At 29.7% G+C, this 22,141-nt stretch carries 18 protein-coding genes and 1 tRNA gene; 7 read left to right on the forward strand and 12 right to left on the reverse strand.

The window, feature by feature from the left end:
- Window positions 1–80 precede the first annotated feature (80 nt).
- The 4 genes from HMPREF9629_RS06110 to HMPREF9629_RS06125 all read right to left on the reverse strand — a co-directional run bounded on the left by HMPREF9629_RS06110 (window position 81) and on the right by HMPREF9629_RS06125 (window position 4,218).
- Window positions 81–596 (reverse strand): GNAT family N-acetyltransferase, encoded by a 516-nt coding sequence (locus tag HMPREF9629_RS06110; protein WP_009525504.1) that lies wholly within the window; start codon window positions 594–596, stop codon window positions 81–83.
- A 351-nt stretch (window positions 597–947) separates the two neighbouring features.
- The gene (gene rsmG, locus HMPREF9629_RS06115; RefSeq protein WP_009525505.1) at window positions 948–1,661 is read right to left on the reverse strand and encodes a 16S rRNA (guanine(527)-N(7))-methyltransferase RsmG; all 714 of its coding nucleotides are present in this window, start codon (window positions 1,659–1,661) and stop codon (window positions 948–950) included.
- Window positions 1,661–2,440, reverse strand: a complete 780-nt coding sequence (locus HMPREF9629_RS06120) for an enhanced serine sensitivity protein SseB C-terminal domain-containing protein (protein WP_040012687.1) — start codon at window positions 2,438–2,440, stop codon at window positions 1,661–1,663. The genes rsmG and HMPREF9629_RS06120 overlap by 1 nt, the downstream gene beginning before the upstream one ends.
- A 449-nt stretch (window positions 2,441–2,889) precedes the next feature.
- Window positions 2,890–4,218, reverse strand: a complete 1,329-nt coding sequence (locus tag HMPREF9629_RS06125) for a sensor domain-containing diguanylate cyclase (protein WP_081466041.1) — start codon at window positions 4,216–4,218, stop codon at window positions 2,890–2,892.
- A gap of 364 nt (window positions 4,219–4,582) precedes the next feature.
- On the opposite strand from HMPREF9629_RS06125, the gene HMPREF9629_RS06130 reads away from it, so the two are divergent.
- The 7 genes from HMPREF9629_RS06130 (at window position 4,583) to serS (ending at window position 13,466) form a co-directional block, all read left to right on the forward strand.
- Window positions 4,583–6,391, forward strand: coding sequence for an ATP-binding protein (locus HMPREF9629_RS06130; protein WP_040012688.1), 1,809 nt, complete (start codon window positions 4,583–4,585; stop codon window positions 6,389–6,391).
- Between the two features lie 190 nt (window positions 6,392–6,581).
- Window positions 6,582–7,055, forward strand: a complete 474-nt coding sequence (locus tag HMPREF9629_RS06140; protein WP_009525509.1) for a hypothetical protein — start codon at window positions 6,582–6,584, stop codon at window positions 7,053–7,055.
- A gap of 10 nt (window positions 7,056–7,065) precedes the next feature.
- Window positions 7,066–8,397, forward strand: coding sequence for a hypothetical protein (locus tag HMPREF9629_RS06145; protein ID WP_009525510.1), 1,332 nt, complete (start codon window positions 7,066–7,068; stop codon window positions 8,395–8,397).
- On the forward strand, window positions 8,378–9,148 hold the full coding sequence (locus tag HMPREF9629_RS06150) for a hypothetical protein (RefSeq protein WP_009525511.1): 771 nt from the start codon (window positions 8,378–8,380) through the stop codon (window positions 9,146–9,148). The genes HMPREF9629_RS06145 and HMPREF9629_RS06150 overlap by 20 nt, the downstream gene beginning before the upstream one ends.
- A gap of 232 nt (window positions 9,149–9,380) precedes the next feature.
- Window positions 9,381–9,608: a preprotein translocase subunit SecG gene (secG, locus tag HMPREF9629_RS06155; protein WP_009525512.1), complete on the forward strand. Its 228-nt coding sequence runs from the start codon at window positions 9,381–9,383 to the stop codon at window positions 9,606–9,608.
- A gap of 153 nt (window positions 9,609–9,761) precedes the next feature.
- Window positions 9,762–11,798: a sodium-translocating pyrophosphatase gene (locus tag HMPREF9629_RS06160; protein ID WP_009525513.1), complete on the forward strand. Its 2,037-nt coding sequence runs from the start codon at window positions 9,762–9,764 to the stop codon at window positions 11,796–11,798.
- Window positions 11,799–12,194: 396 nt separating this feature from the next.
- Window positions 12,195–13,466 carry a serine--tRNA ligase gene (gene serS, locus HMPREF9629_RS06165; protein ID WP_009525514.1) on the forward strand — a complete coding sequence of 424 codons (1,272 nt, stop codon included), beginning with the start codon at window positions 12,195–12,197 and terminating at the stop codon, window positions 13,464–13,466.
- A gap of 68 nt (window positions 13,467–13,534) precedes the next feature.
- On the opposite strand, the gene HMPREF9629_RS06170 is transcribed toward serS, so the two are convergent.
- The 8 genes from HMPREF9629_RS06170 to HMPREF9629_RS06210 all read right to left on the reverse strand — a co-directional run bounded on the left by HMPREF9629_RS06170 (window position 13,535) and on the right by HMPREF9629_RS06210 (window position 22,134).
- Window positions 13,535–14,443 carry a LysR family transcriptional regulator gene (locus tag HMPREF9629_RS06170; protein WP_009525515.1) on the reverse strand — a complete coding sequence of 303 codons (909 nt, stop codon included), beginning with the start codon at window positions 14,441–14,443 and terminating at the stop codon, window positions 13,535–13,537.
- Window positions 14,444–14,830: 387 nt separating this feature from the next.
- Entirely contained in the window at window positions 14,831–15,229 is a 399-nt protein-coding gene (locus tag HMPREF9629_RS06175; protein WP_242822018.1) for a hypothetical protein, read from the reverse strand.
- Window positions 15,230–15,933: 704 nt separating this feature from the next.
- A tRNA-Arg gene (locus tag HMPREF9629_RS06185) sits at window positions 15,934–16,010 on the reverse strand.
- 242 nt (window positions 16,011–16,252) lie between these two features.
- Entirely contained in the window at window positions 16,253–17,140 is an 888-nt protein-coding gene (locus HMPREF9629_RS06190; RefSeq protein WP_009525518.1) for an RAMP superfamily CRISPR-associated protein, read from the reverse strand.
- Window positions 17,130–18,308 (reverse strand): hypothetical protein, encoded by a 1,179-nt coding sequence (locus HMPREF9629_RS12200; protein ID WP_009525519.1) that lies wholly within the window; start codon window positions 18,306–18,308, stop codon window positions 17,130–17,132. Before HMPREF9629_RS12200 ends, HMPREF9629_RS06190 begins: the two co-directional genes overlap by 11 nt.
- Entirely contained in the window at window positions 18,295–19,005 is a 711-nt protein-coding gene (locus HMPREF9629_RS06200) for an RAMP superfamily CRISPR-associated protein (protein WP_009525520.1), read from the reverse strand. The genes HMPREF9629_RS12200 and HMPREF9629_RS06200 overlap by 14 nt, the downstream gene beginning before the upstream one ends.
- A 298-nt stretch (window positions 19,006–19,303) precedes the next feature.
- The gene (locus HMPREF9629_RS06205) at window positions 19,304–21,211 is read right to left on the reverse strand and encodes a Cas10/Cmr2 second palm domain-containing protein (RefSeq protein ID WP_009525521.1); all 1,908 of its coding nucleotides are present in this window, start codon (window positions 21,209–21,211) and stop codon (window positions 19,304–19,306) included.
- On the reverse strand, window positions 21,208–22,134 hold the full coding sequence (locus HMPREF9629_RS06210; RefSeq protein ID WP_009525522.1) for a DUF6602 domain-containing protein: 927 nt from the start codon (window positions 22,132–22,134) through the stop codon (window positions 21,208–21,210). Before HMPREF9629_RS06210 ends, HMPREF9629_RS06205 begins: the two co-directional genes overlap by 4 nt.
- Between the last annotated feature and the right edge of the window lie 7 nt (window positions 22,135–22,141).

Consider the following 22,141-nt stretch of genomic DNA (forward strand, 5'->3'; position numbering starts at 1 on the left):
GAGTTATATATTATTGAATTTGCACAAAGCTATTTTTCTATTCATCTGTTTAAATTTAGTATAGAATCAAATATTAAAGTTTATAAACTTATCCAATAGCGGCTAATTATTTCTTCGCCGTCAATTATTTCATTTTCCAATAAACCTCCGCTTTTCATTATAGTTCTTGCAGAGGCGATATTACTTTTGTCGCAAGTTATAAGGCATTTTTCTATTCCTAAGCTTTTACAAACATCAAGCGCCATAGACAGCATTTTTGTTGCGTAGCCTTTTCGTCTTTGAGATTTTCTGACGCTGTACCCTATATGACCGCCTTGCTTGAACAGAAAATCATTTAATCTGTGCCTTATGTCTATCATACCGACTATTTCATCATTTTCATCTACTGCGATAAATGTGCTTGCAGGCACCAAACCTTTTTTAACAGTATCTTCGCTTGAGTTTTGAAGTATTAATCTATACCATTCTTCAAAATTGTCAATTTTATCAAGACCTGCACTGCCATGTAAGACTTCGTTATTTGCTACAAATTCGGCTTTATAGTCTAAAATTTTGTTCTTATATTGTTCATTGGGTTTTATTAATTGTATATGCATATATATTCGTCCTTTATATAGTTATCTTATATTTATAGTTTAGCAATACTCATCATTTAAAAAATAATTGATGATTTTTTATAAGAATAATGAAATTCTATAATTAACCGTTTTTAAGTGGTTATTTAGCAGGTGTTTAGTATAATCACCATAAACTTTGATTCAATGGATTTTTATATGAAGGTAAAATGTTTATAAACAATAGCAATACTTATAGTTTAACAGGCTTTTAAGGGTAAATATAAAAAATGGCTATTATTAACAAAATTATGTGTTTGCAATAGCCATTGTTATCAGTATTTATTTATACTTAAAATTAATTATATGAGCTTATTATATCAAGACCTGTTGTTATAATGGATTTTTTGAAGGAGTTCCTGATTTTCTCGGATATATATCAGGTGTATCATCTAATTTTTCAACTACTACAATATTGTGATGCAAATCACTGAAAGGTAGCTGTACTTCTTTTTTATCGACTATCTTACATTTCAGTTTTTTCATAGCATTTTGGCAGTTTTTTAGCTCATCGTCTACATTTTGCCCTTTAAGACATAGCAGATGACCGCCTTTTTTTAGAAATGGAGTACAGTATTCTGCAAGGGTGGACATATTTGCAACAGCTCTCGACATACATATATCGTAACTCTGTCTGAATTCTTTTTTGTGTGCAAGTTCTTCCGCTCTTGAATGTATTGGAATAATATTTTTTAAATTCAATTTTTCGATTAAATTTTGCAAAAATATGATTCTTTTGTTAAGAGAGTCGACCAATGTCATATCTATATCTTCTCTCAACAGCTTTACAGGTATTGATGGAAAACCGGCTCCTGTTCCTATATCTATTGACTTGGAATTGGGTGGTATATCAAAATATCCGAGTATACTTATACTGTCTAAGTAGTGCTTGATATAAATATCTTGTTTGTCAGTTATTGCGGTGAGATTTATATTTTTGTTATATTCGAGCATATAATCGGTGTATATCTCGAATTTTTCATAAATGTCATCGCTGTGAGATATATTCATAATATCAAGTGCGCCAAAGAAATTTTCTTTTTTCATTAAAATATACCTAATATTTTCTTTTTATAAAAAGGTGCAATATCTTTTGTAGCTTCTTTGCCGAATTTTGTACTGTATTCAAGTTGATCCAAATACATATTTGTCAGAAATGGTCTTGCAATTTCTGAGATTTTGGCAAATGTTGTATCTTTGTCACCTGTAAAATCTGTGATTAACAGATAGCTGTTATCTCCGTTATGGCTTAAAAATCTTATATATGCACTATTTATGTTTTTTTGTGATTTGAAGTGATTTACGAGTGCGTCTATCATATCTTTCGGATATAAATCTCCCTCTAATGATGATATTTCAACAGTTTCTCCTTCTTCTATATTTACAGTACCATCGCTTTGAGCTTTTGAGCGATTTTCAAGGATATAGTTTATTAATTCGTCTGTTATTATTATATTGTCTGAGTCTCCATTTATTATGAAACCTTTGAATACAGTGGTTTTATCCAATATTACTCCGCTAATTTCATCAAAGTCAAGCAATATTTCTTCAAAATCATATTTTCCCTTTGCGGATTTCATCTCCTGCATATTTGTAAAAACGGGTAGAAATGTTTCTTTGTTTTCTATTTTTTTTAAAAGTGTGAAACCTTGCACTTTATCTTCAGCTTGCTCGGGTATATCTACAAGTGTATACAGATATGTGTTTAATAACTCGCTTATCAATGTATTTTGATTGTCTTGCGAGTTTTCGGAAACTACATTTTTTATAGCATATTCTAAAGCCTCATTAGAAAAATTTTCGCTTAGATCTTTTTTTCTTATCATAGTTGTTAAGATTATCCTTTCGTAAAGTATAGACATTGTATGAATACAAAACTTCTATACATTATATTTTACACAAAATATCAAAAAAAATCAAATTTTATTTTGTATAAGTCATTTGTGTTTATGCAGATACAAAAATCCGTTTATTATACTAAAAGTTAATAGAATAATGGATATTTCTGTTTTTAAGAATTTATTGCTAATCAAAAAATATATACTTAAATTAAAAAAGCGTATATGTTTTTATCCGCTAATTAAACGAATATTAGTGTTAAATCAATATTAATACCTGATAAAATATATAGATATTTTTAGTTTATAATCATCAAAAAAACAATTATTATGTTTTATAATATTCACTAGTAAAACAAGTTTTAGTATAATGTAGAGAGGCAATAGATATTGGTGCTGATATATGAATAGTATGACAAAAAGAGATAGATATTTCTCTATTGTATAGAATATCTATCTCTACCGTTCCTTTTTGCGTCATATAGTGCCGAATCCGCTCTTTTTAAAAAGCTGTCGAATGATTCGCCGTGTTTTATTTTTGTTATACCTGCACTTATACTTGTTTTTAAGATTACATCATCAATTTTTATTTCAAATTTTCTAATTGCTGACAATATCTTTTCAACGATTTTTTTACTTTCGTCCAAATCTTTATATATTATTGCGGCAAACTCTTCCCCGCCCATTCTTGCAAATAAACCGTCAGCAGATAATAATGTATTTATAGTATTTGATACAGTGCGAAGAACAGTATCTCCTGTATCGTGCCCATATCTGTCATTTACAGATTTAAAGTGATCTATGTCGAACATAACCATACACATAGGATTTGTAGTATCCTTTAATATATCATTAACAGAATCTATGAAATAACGTCTGTTACAGACTCCTGTCAAATAATCGAAATTTGCCATTAAAAATAGGCGTTCTTCATTTTGTTTATCAAGAGTTATGTCTTTTACGGTGGAATAAGAACCTGAATACATATTTTGTTCTATTACCGGAACCATTGTAAATTCCGCATATTTTTTCGTACGATATCTTTTTGATTGGAATTTTATCATAAAACGGGCATATCCGTTTGCAATCATAGAAAACCAATATTTTTTTATAGTTTCAAAATCAATATCATCTTTTTCAAATAAATAGGATAAGCGTAAATTTTCCACATTCAATTCAAGTATATCATTGATAGCGGAATTATAATTTGCAACAGTTTCTTCGTTATATGCAATGTTGAAAGACTCATCAAGACCTAAAGTAGAAATATTTACTGGTTTTTTTAGAGTACCTATTAAAAAACCGTCAACACCCATTTCAAAAAATGTGGCCAGTTGTTGTTGTGTCTTATAAAATTTTTTTTCGGCTTCTTTTGCACTTGTAGTGTCATATCCCATAGCAACGAGTGCTGTTATATCACCGTTATGGGAATATACCGGTTTTATTGTAACTTCAACATTTTTTATATTGTCATTTATATCAGGGTAAGTGGCTTCAAATTTTACTTCTTCACCCAAATATATAGATTCAATGGAAAACATTATTCTGTTTTGAAGTTCTGTACTATGTGACCATAACGGAAGTTCCCAATAAGGAGTATCATAGATATTTACGGCTTCATTATGTATAAGATCAAGCATAGCTTTGTTAGCTACTTTTATTGACATTTGGTTATCCAATATCGCTATAAACTGGTCGGTCAGATTAAATGTGTCTTTATATATCTCAAGTTCATTATCAAAATTAAGATAAGTATCTATGACAATCTCTCCTTTCTTTACAGTTTATTATAAAGTATGTCTGAAAGTAAATATAAAAATGTTAAATAAACCGTATGGAATAATACCTTTTATAAATATCGGTCATTAAGCAGTTTTTGAGAGTATTAAATCCAAATTTTCAATATGTAAAAAATATTTGATACTTTAAAATTATAGAACGAAATACTATTTTTTTCAATATATTTTATTTAATATGTTGAAAAATATTTTGTAGCAACGGAAAAGAAAAATTTACCGAATGAAAACTGTAATAAAAATTTATGTCGATTTTTATCTGAAATTATAGTATAGTGGTATAATCAATATTTAAAGTGAAAAGTTATGATAAAATAAATTAAAAAGAGGTGATATGTTGAGAAACAGCCTAAAATATAGGATGATAATGATATATTTCATGCTCGTGTTCATAGCTATGGTGATAGTGGGAGTGTTTATAAACAGAGAGTTTGAACGTTATAATATGGATAATGTAAGGCGAGACATGATAAATATAAACAAAAATATCATAGAAAATATGACTATACTTACACAAGATGATTTTATGGAACATAAAGAAGAACTGCAAAGAAGCATCACGGATATGCCCATATCAAAGGTATATGAAATATCAATAATAGAGCCTAATTTTTTTGAAATATCGGCGTCTACAAATTCAACTTATGATTCAAAAAATGCCTTGGATGTCTTAGACAGAAATGTCATATTAAGCACAATATCGGAAAATGTTGTGGAAAAAGATATACAGGTAAAACATACAAACAATATTTACAGCATAAAGCATATGGCGTTTGTAAACAAAGATAAAGACGGCAATGCAAGGTATATTCTTTATGAAAGAAGAAGTCTTGACGATGTTGATAATATGCTCTCGAATGTAACAAATATAATAATAAGAGCTACATTGATAGCATTGTTAATTACAATAATACTTGGATATTTTGTTTCAAACTCGATAACTACACCTATAAAAAAATTGACACAGTCGGCTTTGATATTATCAAGAGGAGATTTTTCAAGGAAAGTTAAAGTCACGTCAGATGATGAAATAGGTCAGCTCGGCAACACATTTAATTATCTTTCGCATAATTTGGAGGACAAAATAAAGGCACTTTCTTCAGAAAAGAGCAAGCTCAATGCAATAATATATCATATGCAAAACGGACTTGTAGCCATAGATAATTTCGGCAAAATAATACATTGCAATGCCAATTTTGAAGATATGATAGGTTTAAGCCGGACATATAAGTCACTTATAGGACAGAATTATGATGAAGTTATAAAGCTATGTACAGATGATTTGAATTTTTCGAAACTTATAAGGAATTACAGCAACAACAATATACAGGATATAATATTTACGGTTCAAGATAAGTATTATAAGGCACAATCAGCAGTATTCAAAGAAGAAAACGGAGCCTTGGCAGGTATAATAGTAGTGTTTCAGGACATAACGGAAGCGAGAAGGCTCGAAGAGTTAAGACGAGAATTCGTTGCGAATGTTTCTCACGAACTTAAAACACCGATAACTTCAATTAAGAGTTATTCGGAAACATTGTTGGACGGAGCACTTGATGACAGAGAGACCGCTTATGATTTCTTGAATGTAATAAAAAATGAGTCTGACAGAATGAATAAGATAATAAAAGATTTACTGCAATTATCCCATATAGATTATAAAAAAGAAAGTTGGGATATGACAAAAACAGATATAAACTCAATAGTAAAAGACTGTATAAATAAAATGAAACTTCATGCAGATAAAAAAAATCAGCAGATAATAGATAAAACATCATTAAAACCTGTTATCGCAACGGTAGATAAGAGTAAATTTGAACAAGTAATAATAAATCTGATATCGAATGCTATAAAATATACGCAAGAATTCGGAGTTATACACTTATCCACATCGCTTGTTGATAACTATTGTGAAATAAGTGTAAAAGATAACGGTATAGGGATTCCGCAAAAAGACATCCCATTCATATTTGACAGATTTTACAGAGTTGACAAGGGAAGGTCAAGAAGCCTTGGGGGAACTGGACTTGGGCTCTCTATATGCAATAGTATAATTGCCGAACATAAAGGTGAAATTAAAGTAAAATCAGTAGAAGGAAAAGGTAGCGAATTTATAGTGAGAATACCTGTGGATAACTTGTGAATAAAAGGTGAATAAGTTTAAATAATTGTGTGTTTCTAAAAAGCATACCCATTTTTGTTAGATAATAAATGAAAGATAAGAAGAAAAAATTTTAATTGTAAAGAAAAAGAAATATATTTTATATTAAATAGATGATATAATAAATTAGGAATTTTTATAGATAATATTTTGTAAAGAAGGAGGAAATCTGTTGAAAAAGAAATTTCTTTTTTTAGTGCTTTTATTGACATTTGTTCTTCCTACATTTGCTGATGCTTCTAATGGCGAAGATAAAAAAAATGTGAAATTAACCGATTTTGAAATAACGAATCCCAAAGAAGAAGCTGCTATTGTGCCAGGTGAGAACATAGTATTGACAGGCATTGGAGTAGAGAAAGATAAAATAGATATAGAAGTATATTCTGTAAAAAGAACACTACCTAAAGACAAAGATAAAGAAAAAGAAGCGGTGATAAAAAAGCTGAACAACTCGTATGTTGTAAATGTAGACGCTCTGAAAGTTTTTGCACAGGAAATAGAATTAAAAGAAGGTGAAAACTTAGTAGTTATAACGGTTACAAGAGGAGACAGGAAATATACTGTGAACAAAACTGTAAACTACAACAAGAATATGGAATTAAATAAAATCATAAGACAACTTGAATATAAAGATTCGGTAAATTAAAGGAATTGTTATGAAAAAGAACGTCGAAATGATAAAAACCGTGGTGCTGTGGATGCTTTTTTTAAGTTCCATGGCACTTGTTATAATAAGATATAATTTAGTAGGACATAAGGCATATACAGAATCAAAAATGGGTGTCTCATATGAAGTCGAAAGCAACAATATAACTCCTTCAAATATCATAATAAGACTTAACCAATATGATATGACACAGATAATAAAAGATAAAAACTTTTATTATTCCGAAGCAAAGACAAAACTGATAAATTCGCTCTCACAAAAAAATTCTCTTAAAAATATAAAAGAAAGCGAGTATAAAGACGCAAAAAAACTTCCGAATATAACTCTCTTGTTTGACGGGATACCCGCTGATTATATAGAAAAGATAATAAATTTAAAGAAGACGGCAATATCCGATATAGGTTATATAAAAGAAATCTGCTTTTTGCCAAATTCACAGTATGTGTACATCAAGGCAACCGAAGATTTTTATGAATTGAAAGCAGAAAATAAGAACACTTTTGAGCTTGTAAATGATTTATTCTCAAAAAATTATACAAGATATTATCCCAAGTTTGAAAACATCAATGACAACGAAAATATATTATTGCCACTTACTTTTGATATACGAATGAAAGAGGCTGATACAAGAAATATATTGGATGAAGTAAAAATAACGGATATAGCTGAACATATACTTAAAGACAGGTTTGATTTCACTTCATCTTTGATACAAAAAAACGGAGATTATTTTTACAGTTATAATAATGGTCAAGAAATACTTAGAATAACAAGCAAAGGTTTTATCGAGTATAAAAAAGAGGGAATGGAAAATATTCAGGCAGACTTGAAGATATCAACATATGCCATGTTCGAGTTTTTAAATTTGATAGGTATGAACCGTAATTATATAGTAATATCATCTGTTGAAAAAATAGACAGAAATACAGGAACAATATATAAATTTAATATAAGACATCAAAAAGACAATATAGAAGTGTTTATGCAGGATGACGTATCGGATGGCTATATAGAGGTAAGTGGAGATACGGTTATATCATCTAGGCTTTATTTAAGATATCCTGGTGAATACATAGGTGATGAAAAGATGATTATGGAGCCTGCAAAAGCACTTAATATGCAAATAGAAGATATACAGGAGATTATGGGAATACAAGATGTGAAACGTATTATAGAAAGGATACGTGATATAAGACTGATCTATGCCATGAACACCGATGATAATCTTGAAGCATCATGGAGATATAACATAGGAGAATATATATTTATTATAAACGCATTTACAGGAGATTTAATGAATTATGGAATGGTCAAAATCTAAGACATATCTTATAATAGCTTTTGTAATTACCAATGTTATTCTTCTGGTAAGCATATATTTCAACAATTATTATATAAATGATAATTTTGATAAAAAAAGCCTTATAAATTTGTCTAAACTTCTTTCAAGCAAGAACATAACTTACAATGTTAGTTTGAATATACAGACAAGGAAGATGTCTCCTATAGAATTGCAATACTCCACAATAAAAGATAAAAATACAAAAAAGTTGACATCAAAGTATATAAATATTCTCAAAATTATAGACGATGTGTATATTGAGTTAAATTTGAAATCCGATATATCCTCTAATGATTATGATCGTATGCTTGAATACTGTAGAAAATTCATTAAAGAAAATTTTGATGAAAAAAAATATAAGTTGAAAGAAACCTATAAAGAAGATAAGACGGCTATGTTTTGTTATGAAGAATTATATGATAATATGTTTATTGAGCAGGGATATATAAAATTTATATTTTCAGGAGATAGCGATGTAGATATAAGCATAGTTAAAACAAAAAATATAAACAAAGTCGGCAAGCCTATAGATACAATTTCAAACTCCGAGGCTGTCTCAAAGGTAATATCGCAGATGAAACCTGGAGATGAAATAGAAAATATAGAAATAGGATATTCAAGACCTCAGGGATGGCAGGATATAGATACAAGACAGATAAGACTGATACCTTTTTGGAGAATAGAACTTAAAGACGGTAATTTTTTATATACGGAAGCTGTCAAAAATTAATTAAAAATTTGTTTGTAAAATCTATTTGTTTATGATAAAATTAAGAGTGCTGTTTTTAGGCATATTTTATTCATCTGATTTTTATTTTTAAGATATTTGATATGTTTTGAACTTGTAAATCAATATATTTGAATATAATGTAATTTTACAATTTAAAGCTCAAAAAATACTGTATGTTTTTCAGTTGAGTAAGATATGAATGTCTTATGATTTTTAGCAGGGGGTGAAATTATTGAAGACTGCTTTAATGGTAATAGAGCTTATTATAAGTGTAGTTTTAATATTCAGCATAATGTTGCAATCAGGTAGAGATGCAGGTTTTTCAGGAGCAGTTTCGGGGATGTCCGACAATCTTTCCGGCAACAAGGCCAAAGGGCTTGATGATTTTTATAAAAAAGTCACTTCTGTTATGGCTGTACTGTTTATAATTATATCATTAGCACTTACAGCAATGCATTAAATATTGCTGTTTATAAAGCGAAAAATTAAAATTGCCTTATTTTTACGATTTTAAACTTCGCTTGAGTTGTCCTGCTCTGAAGCAGGAGTGTACTTATGTATTTCCGGCTTTAAGTGCCGGATTATCAAAATTTAATTTTTAAGGAGTGTTTTGATGAGCAATTTATTGGTTATTGCTATAGCATCAGGACTTATAGCTCTTGTCTTTGCTTTATATCTATCAAGCTCTATTGACAAGGTAAGCGTAGGAAATGACAGAATGAAAGAAATATCGTCTTTCATACACGAAGGCGCTATGGCATTTTTGATTAGAGAGTACAAAACTCTTGTAATTTTCATAGTGGTATTATTTGCAATATTATCATTCGGAATTAATATTTTAACAGGTCTATGCTTTTTAGTAGGAGCGTCTTTTTCTACACTTGCAGGATTTTTCGGTATGAAAGTTGCTACAAAAGCTAATGTTAGAACTGCAAATGCTGCAAAAGAGCATGGAATGTCAGGAGCTTTATCAGTGGCATTCTCAGGCGGAGCTGTTATGGGAATGTGCGTTGTAGGACTTGGAATGCTTGGAGTAAGTGCATTATTTTTAGCGATAGTTACAACAGGTAAAAATCCTTCTGAAACAGCAGAAATACTTACAGGATTCGGACTTGGAGCGTCTTCATTGGCATTGTTCGGTCGTGTTGGTGGTGGTATATATACAAAAGCTGCTGACGTTGGTGCAGACCTTGTGGGTAAAGTAGAGGCAGGAATACCTGAAGATGACCCGAGAAATCCGGCTGTTATAGCTGACAACGTTGGAGATAACGTTGGGGACGTTGCAGGTATGGGAGCAGACCTTTTTGAATCATATGTAGGCTCAATAATATCAGCAATAGCACTTGGTGTAATAGCTACATCTCCATCAGGAGAGTTATATGGTATGAACGGGGTATATTTCCCTCTATTAATATCAGCAGCAGGTGTTGTAGCGTCAATAGTAGGCTCAATGATAGTAAAATCATCAAAAGTTGACGATCCAAGTAAAGCGCTTAAAAACGGAACTTATGTAAGTGGTGTAGTAACTATAATAGCTGCATATTTCTTATCAAGTTCATTATTAGGAAACAATACAGGATTTATAGCGGTAGTTATAGGTATAGTAGTAGGAACAATAATAGGACAATTAACAGAAGTATATACATCTGATTCATATGCAAGTGTTAAAAAAATTGCACACGAATCAGAAACAGGACCTGCAACTACAATAATATCAGGCCTTGCTGTGGGTATGATGTCAACAATGTGGCCACTTCTTTTAATAGCAATATCTATTCTTATAACATACATGGTAGCAGGACTTTACGGAATAGCACTTGCATCTGTAGGTATGCTTGCAACTACAGGCATGACAGTTGCAGTTGACGCATATGGACCGATAGCAGATAATGCCGGTGGTATAGCAGAGATGTGCGAACTACCTAAAGAAGTAAGAGCAATAACAGATAAGTTGGATTCAGTAGGTAACACCACAGCAGCTATGGGTAAAGGCTTTGCAATAGGTTCAGCAGCACTTACAGCATTGTCATTATTTGCTTCATATACAGCAGCTACAAAATTGGAAGTTATATCGCTTACACAACCGGCAGTAATCGCAGGTATGTTGATAGGTGGTATGTTACCATTCTTATTCTCAGCGCTTACAATGGAATCAGTAGGAAAAGCTGCATTTGAGATGATAGAAGAAGTTCGTTCACAATTCAGAAACAATCCCGGAATAATGGCAGGTACTCAAAAGCCTGATTATGCAAGATGCGTTGAAATATCAACTTCAGCTGCATTAAAACAAATGGTATTGCCGGGAGTAATAGCAGTAGTTTCACCGTTAGTAATAGGATTGTTGCTTGGAACTGAGGCACTTGGAGGAATGTTGTCAGGCGCACTTGTAAGTGGTGTTTTGATGGCTATAATGATGTCAAACTCAGGCGGTGCTTGGGATAATGCTAAAAAATATATAGAATCAGGCGCTCATGGCGGAAAAGGCTCAGATGCACATAAAGCGGCAGTAGTTGGAGACACAGTAGGGGATCCTTTCAAAGATACATCAGGTCCTTCAATAAATATATTGATAAAATTGATGACAATAGTATCATTGGTATTTGCGCCTATATTCTTACAATATGGCGGAATGATAATGAAAATGATGTAATCTTGGATTGAAATATTTACAGTAAAAATATTTTAGCAAAATGAATTTATATTCTGTAGGCTAAAATAATATATTCTAAGACTATTTATTAATTTTAAAATACCATAGTGAAGTTATACTTTGCTGTGGTATTTTTATAATATAAAAATAGAGTATAATTATACATTTTCTATTGCAATTTAACGGTTAAAGGTGTATTATATAGAAATCAGCGGTAATAATTATAGCATAAGCAATTTTCCTTATAATTACCGAATAAAAACATATGCACAAAAAGTTTAAATGCAAATATGTTTCTAATACAGATAGAGTTTACATATTTTTATAATGAGCATTGATGAATACAATCATTTATATAAAGAAAGGAGAGTATGAGCTCATCATACAAACTGTGAAATGTTAGATATAAAAAGAATAAAAAAAGACAAAGAAGAAATATTAAAGCTGATGGAAAAAAGAGGAGAAAGAGATTTTTCATTAGATGAAGTAATAGGATTAGACGATAGAAGAATAGAGCTTATCCAAGAAGTAGAGCAATTGAAAAATGAGCAAAACACAAAATCAAAACAAATACCTCAGTATAAAAAAGAAGGTAAAAATGTAGATGAGCTTATGAATGAGCTTAAAACCTTATCAGAGAAGATAAAACAATTAGATGAGCAAGTTAAATCTGTAGAAGATGAATTATATGTAAAAATGCTCAACATACCTAATGTTCCGAATAAAGACGTGCCTGTAGGCGATACAGATGAGGATAATGTAGAAGTGAGGAAATTTATGGCACCGCCAAGCTTTGCATTTGAACCTAAAGCTCACTGGGATATAGGTACAAACCTTGATATATTGGACTTCGAAAGAGCAGGAAAGATAACAGGAGCGAGATTTACATTATATAAAGGTTTAGGGGCAAGATTAGAGAGAGCTTTAATAGCATTTTTCTTGGATACACATACAGAAAAACATGGATATACAGAAGTTATGCCGCCATTTATGGCAAACAGAAACAGCTTTACAGGAACGGGACAGTTACCTAAATTTGAAGAAGATATGTTCAAGTTACAAGGTTTAGAATATTTCTTGGTACCTACAGCAGAAGTGCCTGTAACTAACATTCACAGAGATGAAATACTGTCAGCAGACGATCTTACAATCAAATACTGTGCATACACTCCTTGTTTCAGAGCTGAAGCTGGTTCAGCAGGTAGAGATACGAGAGGTCTTATAAGACAACATCAGTTCAACAAAGTTGAGCTTGTAAAATTCACAAAACCGGAAGACTCCTATCAAGAGTTGGAAAAGCTTACAAGCGATGCAGAAGAAATATTAAGATTACTTCAAATTCCATATAGAGTAGTGAAAATATGCTCAGGAGATTTAGGATTTACAGCAGCGTTTAAATACGATATAGAAGTGTGGATGCCGAGCTACAACAAATATGTTGAAATATCATCTTGCTCAAACTTTGAAGATTTCCAAGCAAGAAGAGCAAATATAAAATTCAAAAGAGATAAGAGCTCAAAACCTGAATATGTTCATACTTTAAACGGCTCAGGCTTGGCTGTAGGAAGAACAGTTGCAGCTATATTGGAAAATTATCAAAATGCTGATGGTAGTGTAACAGTGCCACAAATGTTGGTTAGATATATGGGAGTCAATAAAATTCAATAGTTTTTAACGAATTAAATAAAAAAATATACTTCTTAAAATAATTTTAAGTAAGTATATTTTTATTAGTATTATTTTATAACATCTTTTTTAAATTTTGCCAATTCTTGAACATATTTCTTGCCTAAATCTGACAAAGGCATGCCTTTTCTTGAAATATAGCCTATACTCATATTATCATCTACATCTATAGGTACGGCTGTATATTGGTTGCCATTGAAATCTTCACAAATTATACCGCTACATAGAGTAAAACCGTATATACCTATCATCAAATTTAAAAGAGTTGCTCTGTCATTTGCCATTACTTTTCTTTTATAATTGTATGTGCTGAGAACTTCTTCTGATAAGTAAAATGAGCTGTTTTTTCCCTGATCGAATACAAGGCAAGGAAAATCCTGTAAATCTTCCATTTTTATAATACTTTTACTTGCTAATGGATGTTTATTCCATACATAAGCGTATATTTTGCAATCAAATAATCTGTTGAAAACAAGTTTGTTTTGAACGAGTATTTTACTTAATATATCCTTGTTGAAGTCATTCATAAATATAACGCCTATCTCGCTTCTACCTATGCTTACATCCTCTATAACTTCATACGTTTTTGTCTCTCTCACTGCAAATTCATAGTCTTCCATATCATAGTGTTTTACAAGCTCTACAAATGCCTTCACAGCAAAAGTATAGTGTTGCATTGATACACTGAATTTTTTTTTGAATTTTTTGTCAACATATCTAAGCTCAAGCAAAGAATACTGATCTATAACCTGTCTTGCATATGACAAAAACTCTTCCCCTTCAGGAGTAACGATTATACCCCTGTTGCTTCTATTGAATATCTTTATGCCAAGCTCTTCTTCAAGAGCTTTCACAGTTTCGGACATATTAGGCTGGGAAACGAACAGTTCCTTTGCAGCTTTATTCATAGAGTTATATTTAGCTATGGTAATCACATATTTCAATTGTTGTAGAGTCATGCAATCCTCCTGATTTATCATATTGGAGATTTGAAAAAACATAATCTCGAATTAATTTGACTTTATTGAAAACAGATAATTTATTAAAAAAATTAGAACTTTATTAAAATATTGCCCAAAATACTAAAATATAAACAAAAGCATGATATTTTTCATATTATTGAAAGTAAAAACTTAAAAAATATTTAAACACTGATATAGGTTTTCAACTATCAAATTAAAAATCTAAGCTCTTATGAACTCAGATTTTAGTTTTTTTATCATATTTATTGATTCTAATACTATTTTCTAATAAAATTATGGATAACTTATATAATTATATACCATTAATATAAACAGTTTATTTTAAAAATTAATTATTATGTTTTTCCATTATTATATAAGATTTTAGTATAAGTAATTTTTCAAATCAATCTTATCATTATTTTTTTGAACTTTCAATTCTTTTTCTTTTGTTAGTATTTTAATCCAGTCAGCAAGTATGGAGAAGTCAAGATTTTCATTTTTACTCCTAAGCTCCAATAAAGAATATACTTCGTCTATATTTAGGTCGAACATTTTGCTTTCAAAGTCAATCGGAGTAAAATAGCGGTTTAGTTTCGCTTTTCCGAATTCTTCTTCGAGCATTTCCCATTCATCAGATTTCAGCGATACAAAGCATAGAGTATCATTGCCGAGACTCTCTATAAACCACCTGATTTCATATTGGGGTTTAATAAAATCGTTCAGATATTTTATCGTAGTATCTCTATCCATTTCTTCTTCGTACTGAATTTTAGATTGCACCTGTCCTTTTATAAGAAAAATATCATTGCCATAAGGTTTGATTATTGTTAATTAGTTGAATTTCCAACTTTTCTTCCATCATTTCATTAAAATAGCTGATGATGTCCTCGTCATATTCTCTCCAATCAATCCAAATTGTCTCATTAGAGTACCAAAACTCCTCTAATCTCTCCGGGTTTTCTAAAAATGTTTTTACTTGTTTATAGACTTTATACATATGTACTACCTTTGTTCTATGAAATTTTAATATGTAGTATTTAAAAAGTAATAATGTTGTAAGCAAAATCTTATACTAATAGCCAATTTAATAGTAGAGATAATTTATTCTCCTTTTTACAATATTTTTTGTTAATAAATTTATGGTGTCGCATAATCTATTTACTAAATAATTCAATGTTTTTATTGGTTTTTAGTATTAGTGAGAAAAAGTATACAAAAAAAGGGCTGTTGCTATAGTTTTATCATTTTTGCAACACCCCCTTTTTTATTTTAGTGCATCCATGAGGATGTAAATTTCATCAAATAGTTTTAATCCTAAAAGTTAATAGGGATAATAGATGTTTCTGTCTCTATGAATTTATTAGATTTAAAATAAATAACTTATATAAATGTATCCGTTAATTAGACAGATATAAGTATAAAATAAAAATGGTGCACCCAAGAGGACGCAAACTCCATCGAATAGTTTAAGTATAAAATAAAAATGGTGCACCCAAGAGGACTCGAACCTCCGACTCACAGTTTAGGAAACTGCAGCTCTATCCAACTGAGCTATGGATGCACATAATAGATATAAATATTATAAAAATACACCCTTTACAATACCATAAAATCAAAATAATTACAATAAATTTCAAAAAATATTAATAAAAATTTATACCAATACTATTATCTAATTAAATAGGTATATAATAAAAATGATGAATTGAATGTATTTGATTAGATAAGTACTTTTTAATCAAATACATTCAGATACATTTTATATATTTTAGTTTTAGACTGTTATTGAAATAAGTTTTAGTATTAATTTATTTCTATTAATCCATATGGCAACAATGTTTCGTTATCTATATAAAAACTGTTTTGAACTTTAGTATTTTCATCAAATTTAGATAAACTAGCCAAAATTCCCTTATATCCGCCTAAAAAAATCATTTTCTTATTACTATTAAGCAGTTCGTTAATATTATTTTCAATTGTCTGTAGCTTTTCTATATAATTTTCATCATTATCTTCGGGTTTTTCTAATTCTTTTTTCTTTATCCATGACTTAATTTCTTGCATTCTATTTTCTATTTCTTTAACATAATTTTTCAGTTTATTTTGAGTAATATTAAAATTTTCATCCAACTTTTTTTTAAAGAATTCTTCTGATGTTATCGGTTCTTTTAGTAATATTTCACATTCAAATTCATTTCCGATTTTCATCATCTCTATTGCTACACTCGGAAAAAATACATCATATTTTGGAGTTTTATATTTATTTGCTTGATTCGCATTTTTAGCTTGATTTCCTTGATTTTGAATTTCTTCTTTGTCTTCTTGATATAGATATTGAAATTTATATATATTTCTTAATTTTATATGAGAATAGTTAATTTTGACATCTTGGAATAATATTTTTCTTCTTAGACTATTCTCTTCATCACTTTTTTTATTTCCTAATAATGCTCCCTTTAATGAAGATGCTGGAATATAGTATTCTTTTGCAGTCGAAAAATTTTTCTCAGGCAATAAATCTCTACTTTCATAACCATAAAAAGGATAGATGATTTTAATATTTTGCACATCTATATCTTCAAAACTCATCTTATCTAATGTAACTTCTTTAAAGTCTACATCTTTATACAAGGCTTTCTCTGTTCTTGAAGATAAAATTATGGGAGAAATAGTCTTAAATTTAAGCTTCATCATCTACCTCCAATTTCAAAAGATAAGAATTGCCAAAAATAATGGCATTTTTCTTATACATGGGATTGTATTTACTGTTATCTATACTTTTTCCAACTGTATATGCCTCTATTTCACAATTATTTACTTTAATAACACTGCCGGCAGTTACAAAGCTGATTACCTTAGATACTTCATTTTCTATTTCAAAAGGTTTCCTGTCAGATGTATATATATCAACAACTGAATTTTCCATATCAACATTATCAAGATTCGGCAATAGCACACCTAAGTTTAAGTATCTTTTACCAATCGTTGACTTCTCTTCTTCACTGTCATCTAAGTTTTCAATCGCGAAGATATTATACTCGTTATACCCTGAGCTCCCTTTTCCGCCTAAAAAACATGGAATTATTTTATTTTCTTTAAGAATTTTTTTTATGCCTTCCAAAGCTTTTGAAATACAACTATCTTTTGATACCCTTACAAAAAAACTGAAATCTTTTTGAATATCACCTGCCTTATTTTTAAAGGAAAGAATAGGGAGTGAATACGCTACATTCGGCATTCCGGGAAGTTGTTTAATCTGATTTTCCAAGCGAAACTTTTGTATGAAATTTTGATTTTTATTTATATATTCGAAATCTTTAAAATCTTCGACTTCAAGTTTTTCATCCACTTCACCAAGTTGTAACATATTCTTTAGCTGATTTTGATCAATAAAATCCATAGATTTAATAGTTTCATAAATGCGTTTGGTAGATAAGTTATTTATTGCGTAACTAATATTGTTATAGTCTGTTTTTAAGTCTTCTATTTCTGATTTCAAATTTTTTTTGCTTTTTTCTTTCTTTTTTTTGTTGATTGTGTCTCGAATTAAGGAGTCACTTTCTTTTTTTATTTGTTTTTGTTTTTCTTCCAATAATTTTATTTCTTCGTTATTTTTAACCAATCTTTTTTGTAAATTTTGTATAATAAACTCTTTAGGTGTTGGATAATATCCTGTAGGAAGTATGCTTGAAATCATACATTTTTCTTTATAATCTCTTACTCCTTTTACAAAATCGCTAATCTCATCCTCGGAGCAATACTTCTTGGAATTATTAATAAGAAAACCGAAGAGTCTTTGAGAATCAGGCAGAGTAGTCATTTCGCCTATTTTTTTGAGTTTTATTTCATATCTTATCATCACATTCACCTGCTCCTATGCCATCGCCAAAATCTACTCTTATCTGTCCATATCCTCTTGACTTGGAGTTTCCTATCCTGTATAATCCTGTGTCAAATTTTCTAATGGCATTTTCCAACTCACATTTTACTTTTTTCAATTCTTCATCACTATCTTCAAAAAACGGATTATAAAATCTAAGCACTCCTTCAAATACCACCCCGGGTTTGATGACCTTGTAAGTTCTCGGGTTACTTATTAAATCTCCATTTTTTTCTTCCAAATTATTTTTTGTTTCTATCAAAAAATAATCATCATTTCTCTTATCTTCACATTCCAACACTCTAAAATCAGAACAGAAAAGTCTGGGCATATTGTTAACACCTTCCATTCCGAATATATATTCGGCTTTAGGATTATAAGCTTTTTCTTTAAGACTTTTAATCATTTTATTAATTTTATCTGTTTTTCCAATGCCTTCATATTTTTCCAATACTTTCTCTATCAGCGACTTTACATAATTTTCAGTGTTCTTCATTAGGCTTTCTTCTCTTAAAATATTACGCAAAGCACCTTTAAAAGTAGAGCCGTGTATAATAGGTCTTCCGTTTTCATCTATCGTTGTAGACTGGTCAACTCCACCTACAGAAAAACTTTCTGTTTGGTTTCCTACCAAACAACTTGATACGGTTGTAAATCTGATATTTATTATAAGCATAATATCTCTCCATTGTTCAATATTATTTTTGGTGTTAATACTAATCTCCGTTTAAAAAGCCACGTAAAATATTTGATATTGTGATTTGCTTTTAAACTGTATAACTTTCATAATCAAAATATTTATTTGATAATTTAAAAGGTTTTTAGTATAATACTAAAATTTAATTAAAATTGTTAATATCCTTTTTTTCGATATTAATTCTTTGGACTAAAGCAAATGTAACTAAAGTAAAATTAAATATTAAATTTATCCGAAATTCTAATACAAGCAACTCCATAAATTATTTTTTATTTTCTTAACTGTTAATCTTCTTTTCTCCTGTTTTTAACATAATTCTCTGTTCATTGTATTTATATAGGAGAATGAGTCTGTCAAGCCACATTGTGTCTTTTTCTTTCAAAAATTTTTTCCTGAACTTTACTTCATCAAAAGACATCGTATGGACATTTTCTTTTTGCTCGGTGTCTATATTATTAAAACTGTTATTGTAATTTATAAACATATTTAAAACTTGGTCTTCTTTTCCAAGTTCCATCAATCTCTTTGCCCTGTAAAATATAGCAGGTTCAAATCGAGCTGATATATATAGTTGTTTATTATTTTTAAAACTTTTCTTTATGAATAAATTTTCTATAGAATCGTATTTTTGCATTCTATTTAACAAGTAGTTTATAGGTTTATGAAACATAACTGAGCGTATTCTTCTTTTTTGATCTGTAAAAGATTTATTATCTGTCGAGATAATATATCTATAGTTAAATTCCTCTGATTTATTATAATACTGTTTTTTTAACAATAACAATATCAGTTTTAACTTTGGAATTAAGATACTATCAATATTCTCAGGTACAAAGTATCTTTCAGTTTTATCTTGATTGTCTCTTTTTTCTTCTACCAAATTAGATAAGAAATAATACTTAAAATACAGTTCTTTATTTTCTTCTATATTGCCAATATCCCTGGTCCGAAGATTTGGCATTAAGAAATATAAGGCATATAATATCTGCTTATCCTTATCTTTTTCTATTTCTAAATTTATCAGCAGATTATGCAATGATGTTCTTGTAAATATTTTCTCTTCCATTAATTTTTGCATTTCTTTAAGTTCAATGCAAAAGCGACTAAACCCGTCACTTTCTCCGGAGCCGAATCCTTCTTTATAGATATAAAAACGATTATCCGCCATACATATGCCGACAGTTGAATTGAATGACTTTTTAGTCTTCATGTCTTTCTTAGCCTTTGACAACTCTTTTTCGACCATTTGCCTATAGTAACGAACAGGCTGATGATTATTGACAAAAACAACACCGACTGCGACGGATAACTCCATAGTATTGCCAATACCTTCCTCTTTCATCTCTTGATTAATTTCTTTAATCAATATATTTAAAACTCTGATTGAGTCAAATAAAGAGTCGATACGCACTGCATAGAAAATATCATCACCGGCTACATAAAATGGTAGAATTTTACCTTTTAAACTATCATTTCTTCCAATCAATTCTCTAAAGTGTTGTACAGAAATTTTGTCTGATAATAACTTGCTTATTTTTAAATAATTATCGTAATCATTTATCCCTTTCATAATCATTCCAAGATTATTAATATCCGCTTTGACAATAGCTATCTTACCGTCACTGCTGTCTGTCTCATGTTTTTCATCCAATACGACTAAATCATCCATATTTGTCAAAAAAACTTGTTCTTCATCTTCTTCGCTTTCAGTTTTTATAGTTTGTTTTTTACTTTCCGTTTCTTTAAAGTTAAACAGTAATTCATAATTATCTTTTATCACCTTTGCCTTAGTTTGACTGCTTTTAATCTGACGTTCCGCCTCTTTTAGTATATCCATATTGTCCATATTTCTTGAAGGGAAAACTGTATAGCTTAAAAAGATATTTCCCTGATATTTTTCATAAATAGTTTTATAAAGTTTTTTTAGTCTGATTTGAACTTCATCTTTTGGCAATGCACTTTGAAAGATTACCTTTCCGGAAATCCAAAGGATTATATCTCCGTTTCCCATTTGTGTAGTATCAAGATTAAATGTTTTCTCAATTTTTGCTAAAATACTTCTTGCTACATCGTTTGATGCGGAAATAATATTTTTAAGTGTTTTTTCGTCAGCTTGATTTTGATCGATTGTCTGAAAAATATATCTTTGAACCTTTTCAACTGCAATTACCACTATATTGCTCATTTACCATCCCCTCCATTTTTATTAAACATTTTAACATATGCCATGTGTGGGAAAAACATAGGATTGTTTATCATCATAAGCATTTGGTTGAATTGAAAAATAAATGAAAGTAATGTATATTCCTTTGTTTCATCAACTATTTTATACTTCATTATTTCTCTTTCTTTTAATCTTTCTGAGGTCTTTTCTTCATTATCATTATTTTCTCTATTATAATTCTTATCAGCTTGATTGTATTTTAGTAGTACTTCAAGTAAATTATTATCTGTAAAAGTAATTTTTAGATTCCCATCATATAAATATTTATTGTTGTTATCTTTTGATTCTTTATTGTCATTATTTTGGTATGCTTCAATTAGTATATCAAATCCATTCTTTCCATTTTCTTGCTTTGTTTTAGATTTGTTTTGACTTTTATTTGATATTTTTTTAGGTATGTAGCATAGTATCTTAATAGGCTTGGTTGCTGTCTGTATAGCTCTCCCTTCTTCTTTTCCTATGTGAACATACGTAGCCAAACGAACAATGGAATCATTTGAAGTTTGTAAATCATCAATTGACTTTGTCCACTCATTTAAAACGTTTGGATCTAATTTTCTACTCTTACACTGTATTACAGCCGCTACCGCCTCAACAGGTATAAATTTTATTAAACCATAATTAAATATATACGGCGTATATTGTTCGTCATATATTGCAATATCTACTTCCTTTGAAACCTTTCTTTTAGAATCAATTATAAAGACAGAACGTGTTATATTAAACTTTTTCGGAACAATACGTCTGAAAAAACCTGCCCAAATCTCTTCGCGATAAGAGCCGGCTGTTAAATCATGGTTATTGACATTATAATTTAGTTGAGTTACCAACTCTCTTTCCATTTTTAAATAGTTCTCTTTAATATCATCAATAAAATTACACATATAATCA

Origin of the sequence: Peptoanaerobacter stomatis (genome assembly GCF_000238115.1) — a bacterium.
Classification (GTDB): Bacteria; Bacillota; Clostridia; order Peptostreptococcales; family Filifactoraceae; genus Peptoanaerobacter; species Peptoanaerobacter stomatis.

What these genes read in the sequence shown, in the direction of transcription:
- HMPREF9629_RS06110 (WP_009525504.1), bottom strand. Translation starts at nt 596, where the DNA reads ATGCATATACAATTAATAAAACCCAATGAACAATATAAGAACAAAATT.
- rsmG (WP_009525505.1), bottom strand. Translation starts at nt 1,661, where the DNA reads ATGAAAAAAGAAAATTTCTTTGGCGCACTTGATATTATGAATATATCT.
- HMPREF9629_RS06120 (WP_040012687.1), bottom strand. Translation starts at nt 2,440, where the DNA reads ATGATAAGAAAAAAAGATCTAAGCGAAAATTTTTCTAATGAGGCTTTA.
- HMPREF9629_RS06130 (WP_040012688.1), top strand. Translation starts at nt 4,583, where the DNA reads ATGTTGAGAAACAGCCTAAAATATAGGATGATAATGATATATTTCATG.
- HMPREF9629_RS06145 (WP_009525510.1), top strand. Translation starts at nt 7,066, where the DNA reads ATGAAAAAGAACGTCGAAATGATAAAAACCGTGGTGCTGTGGATGCTT.
- HMPREF9629_RS06150 (WP_009525511.1), top strand. Translation starts at nt 8,378, where the DNA reads ATGGAATGGTCAAAATCTAAGACATATCTTATAATAGCTTTTGTAATT.
- HMPREF9629_RS06160 (WP_009525513.1), top strand. Translation starts at nt 9,762, where the DNA reads ATGAGCAATTTATTGGTTATTGCTATAGCATCAGGACTTATAGCTCTT.
- serS (WP_009525514.1), top strand. Translation starts at nt 12,195, where the DNA reads ATGTTAGATATAAAAAGAATAAAAAAAGACAAAGAAGAAATATTAAAG.
- HMPREF9629_RS06170 (WP_009525515.1), bottom strand. Translation starts at nt 14,443, where the DNA reads ATGACTCTACAACAATTGAAATATGTGATTACCATAGCTAAATATAAC.
- HMPREF9629_RS06190 (WP_009525518.1), bottom strand. Translation starts at nt 17,140, where the DNA reads ATGAAGCTTAAATTTAAGACTATTTCTCCCATAATTTTATCTTCAAGA.
- HMPREF9629_RS12200 (WP_009525519.1), bottom strand. Translation starts at nt 18,308, where the DNA reads ATGATAAGATATGAAATAAAACTCAAAAAAATAGGCGAAATGACTACT.
- HMPREF9629_RS06200 (WP_009525520.1), bottom strand. Translation starts at nt 19,005, where the DNA reads ATGCTTATAATAAATATCAGATTTACAACCGTATCAAGTTGTTTGGTA.
- HMPREF9629_RS06205 (WP_009525521.1), bottom strand. Translation starts at nt 21,211, where the DNA reads ATGAGCAATATAGTGGTAATTGCAGTTGAAAAGGTTCAAAGATATATT.
- HMPREF9629_RS06210 (WP_009525522.1), bottom strand. Translation starts at nt 22,134, where the DNA reads ATGTGTAATTTTATTGATGATATTAAAGAGAACTATTTAAAAATGGAA.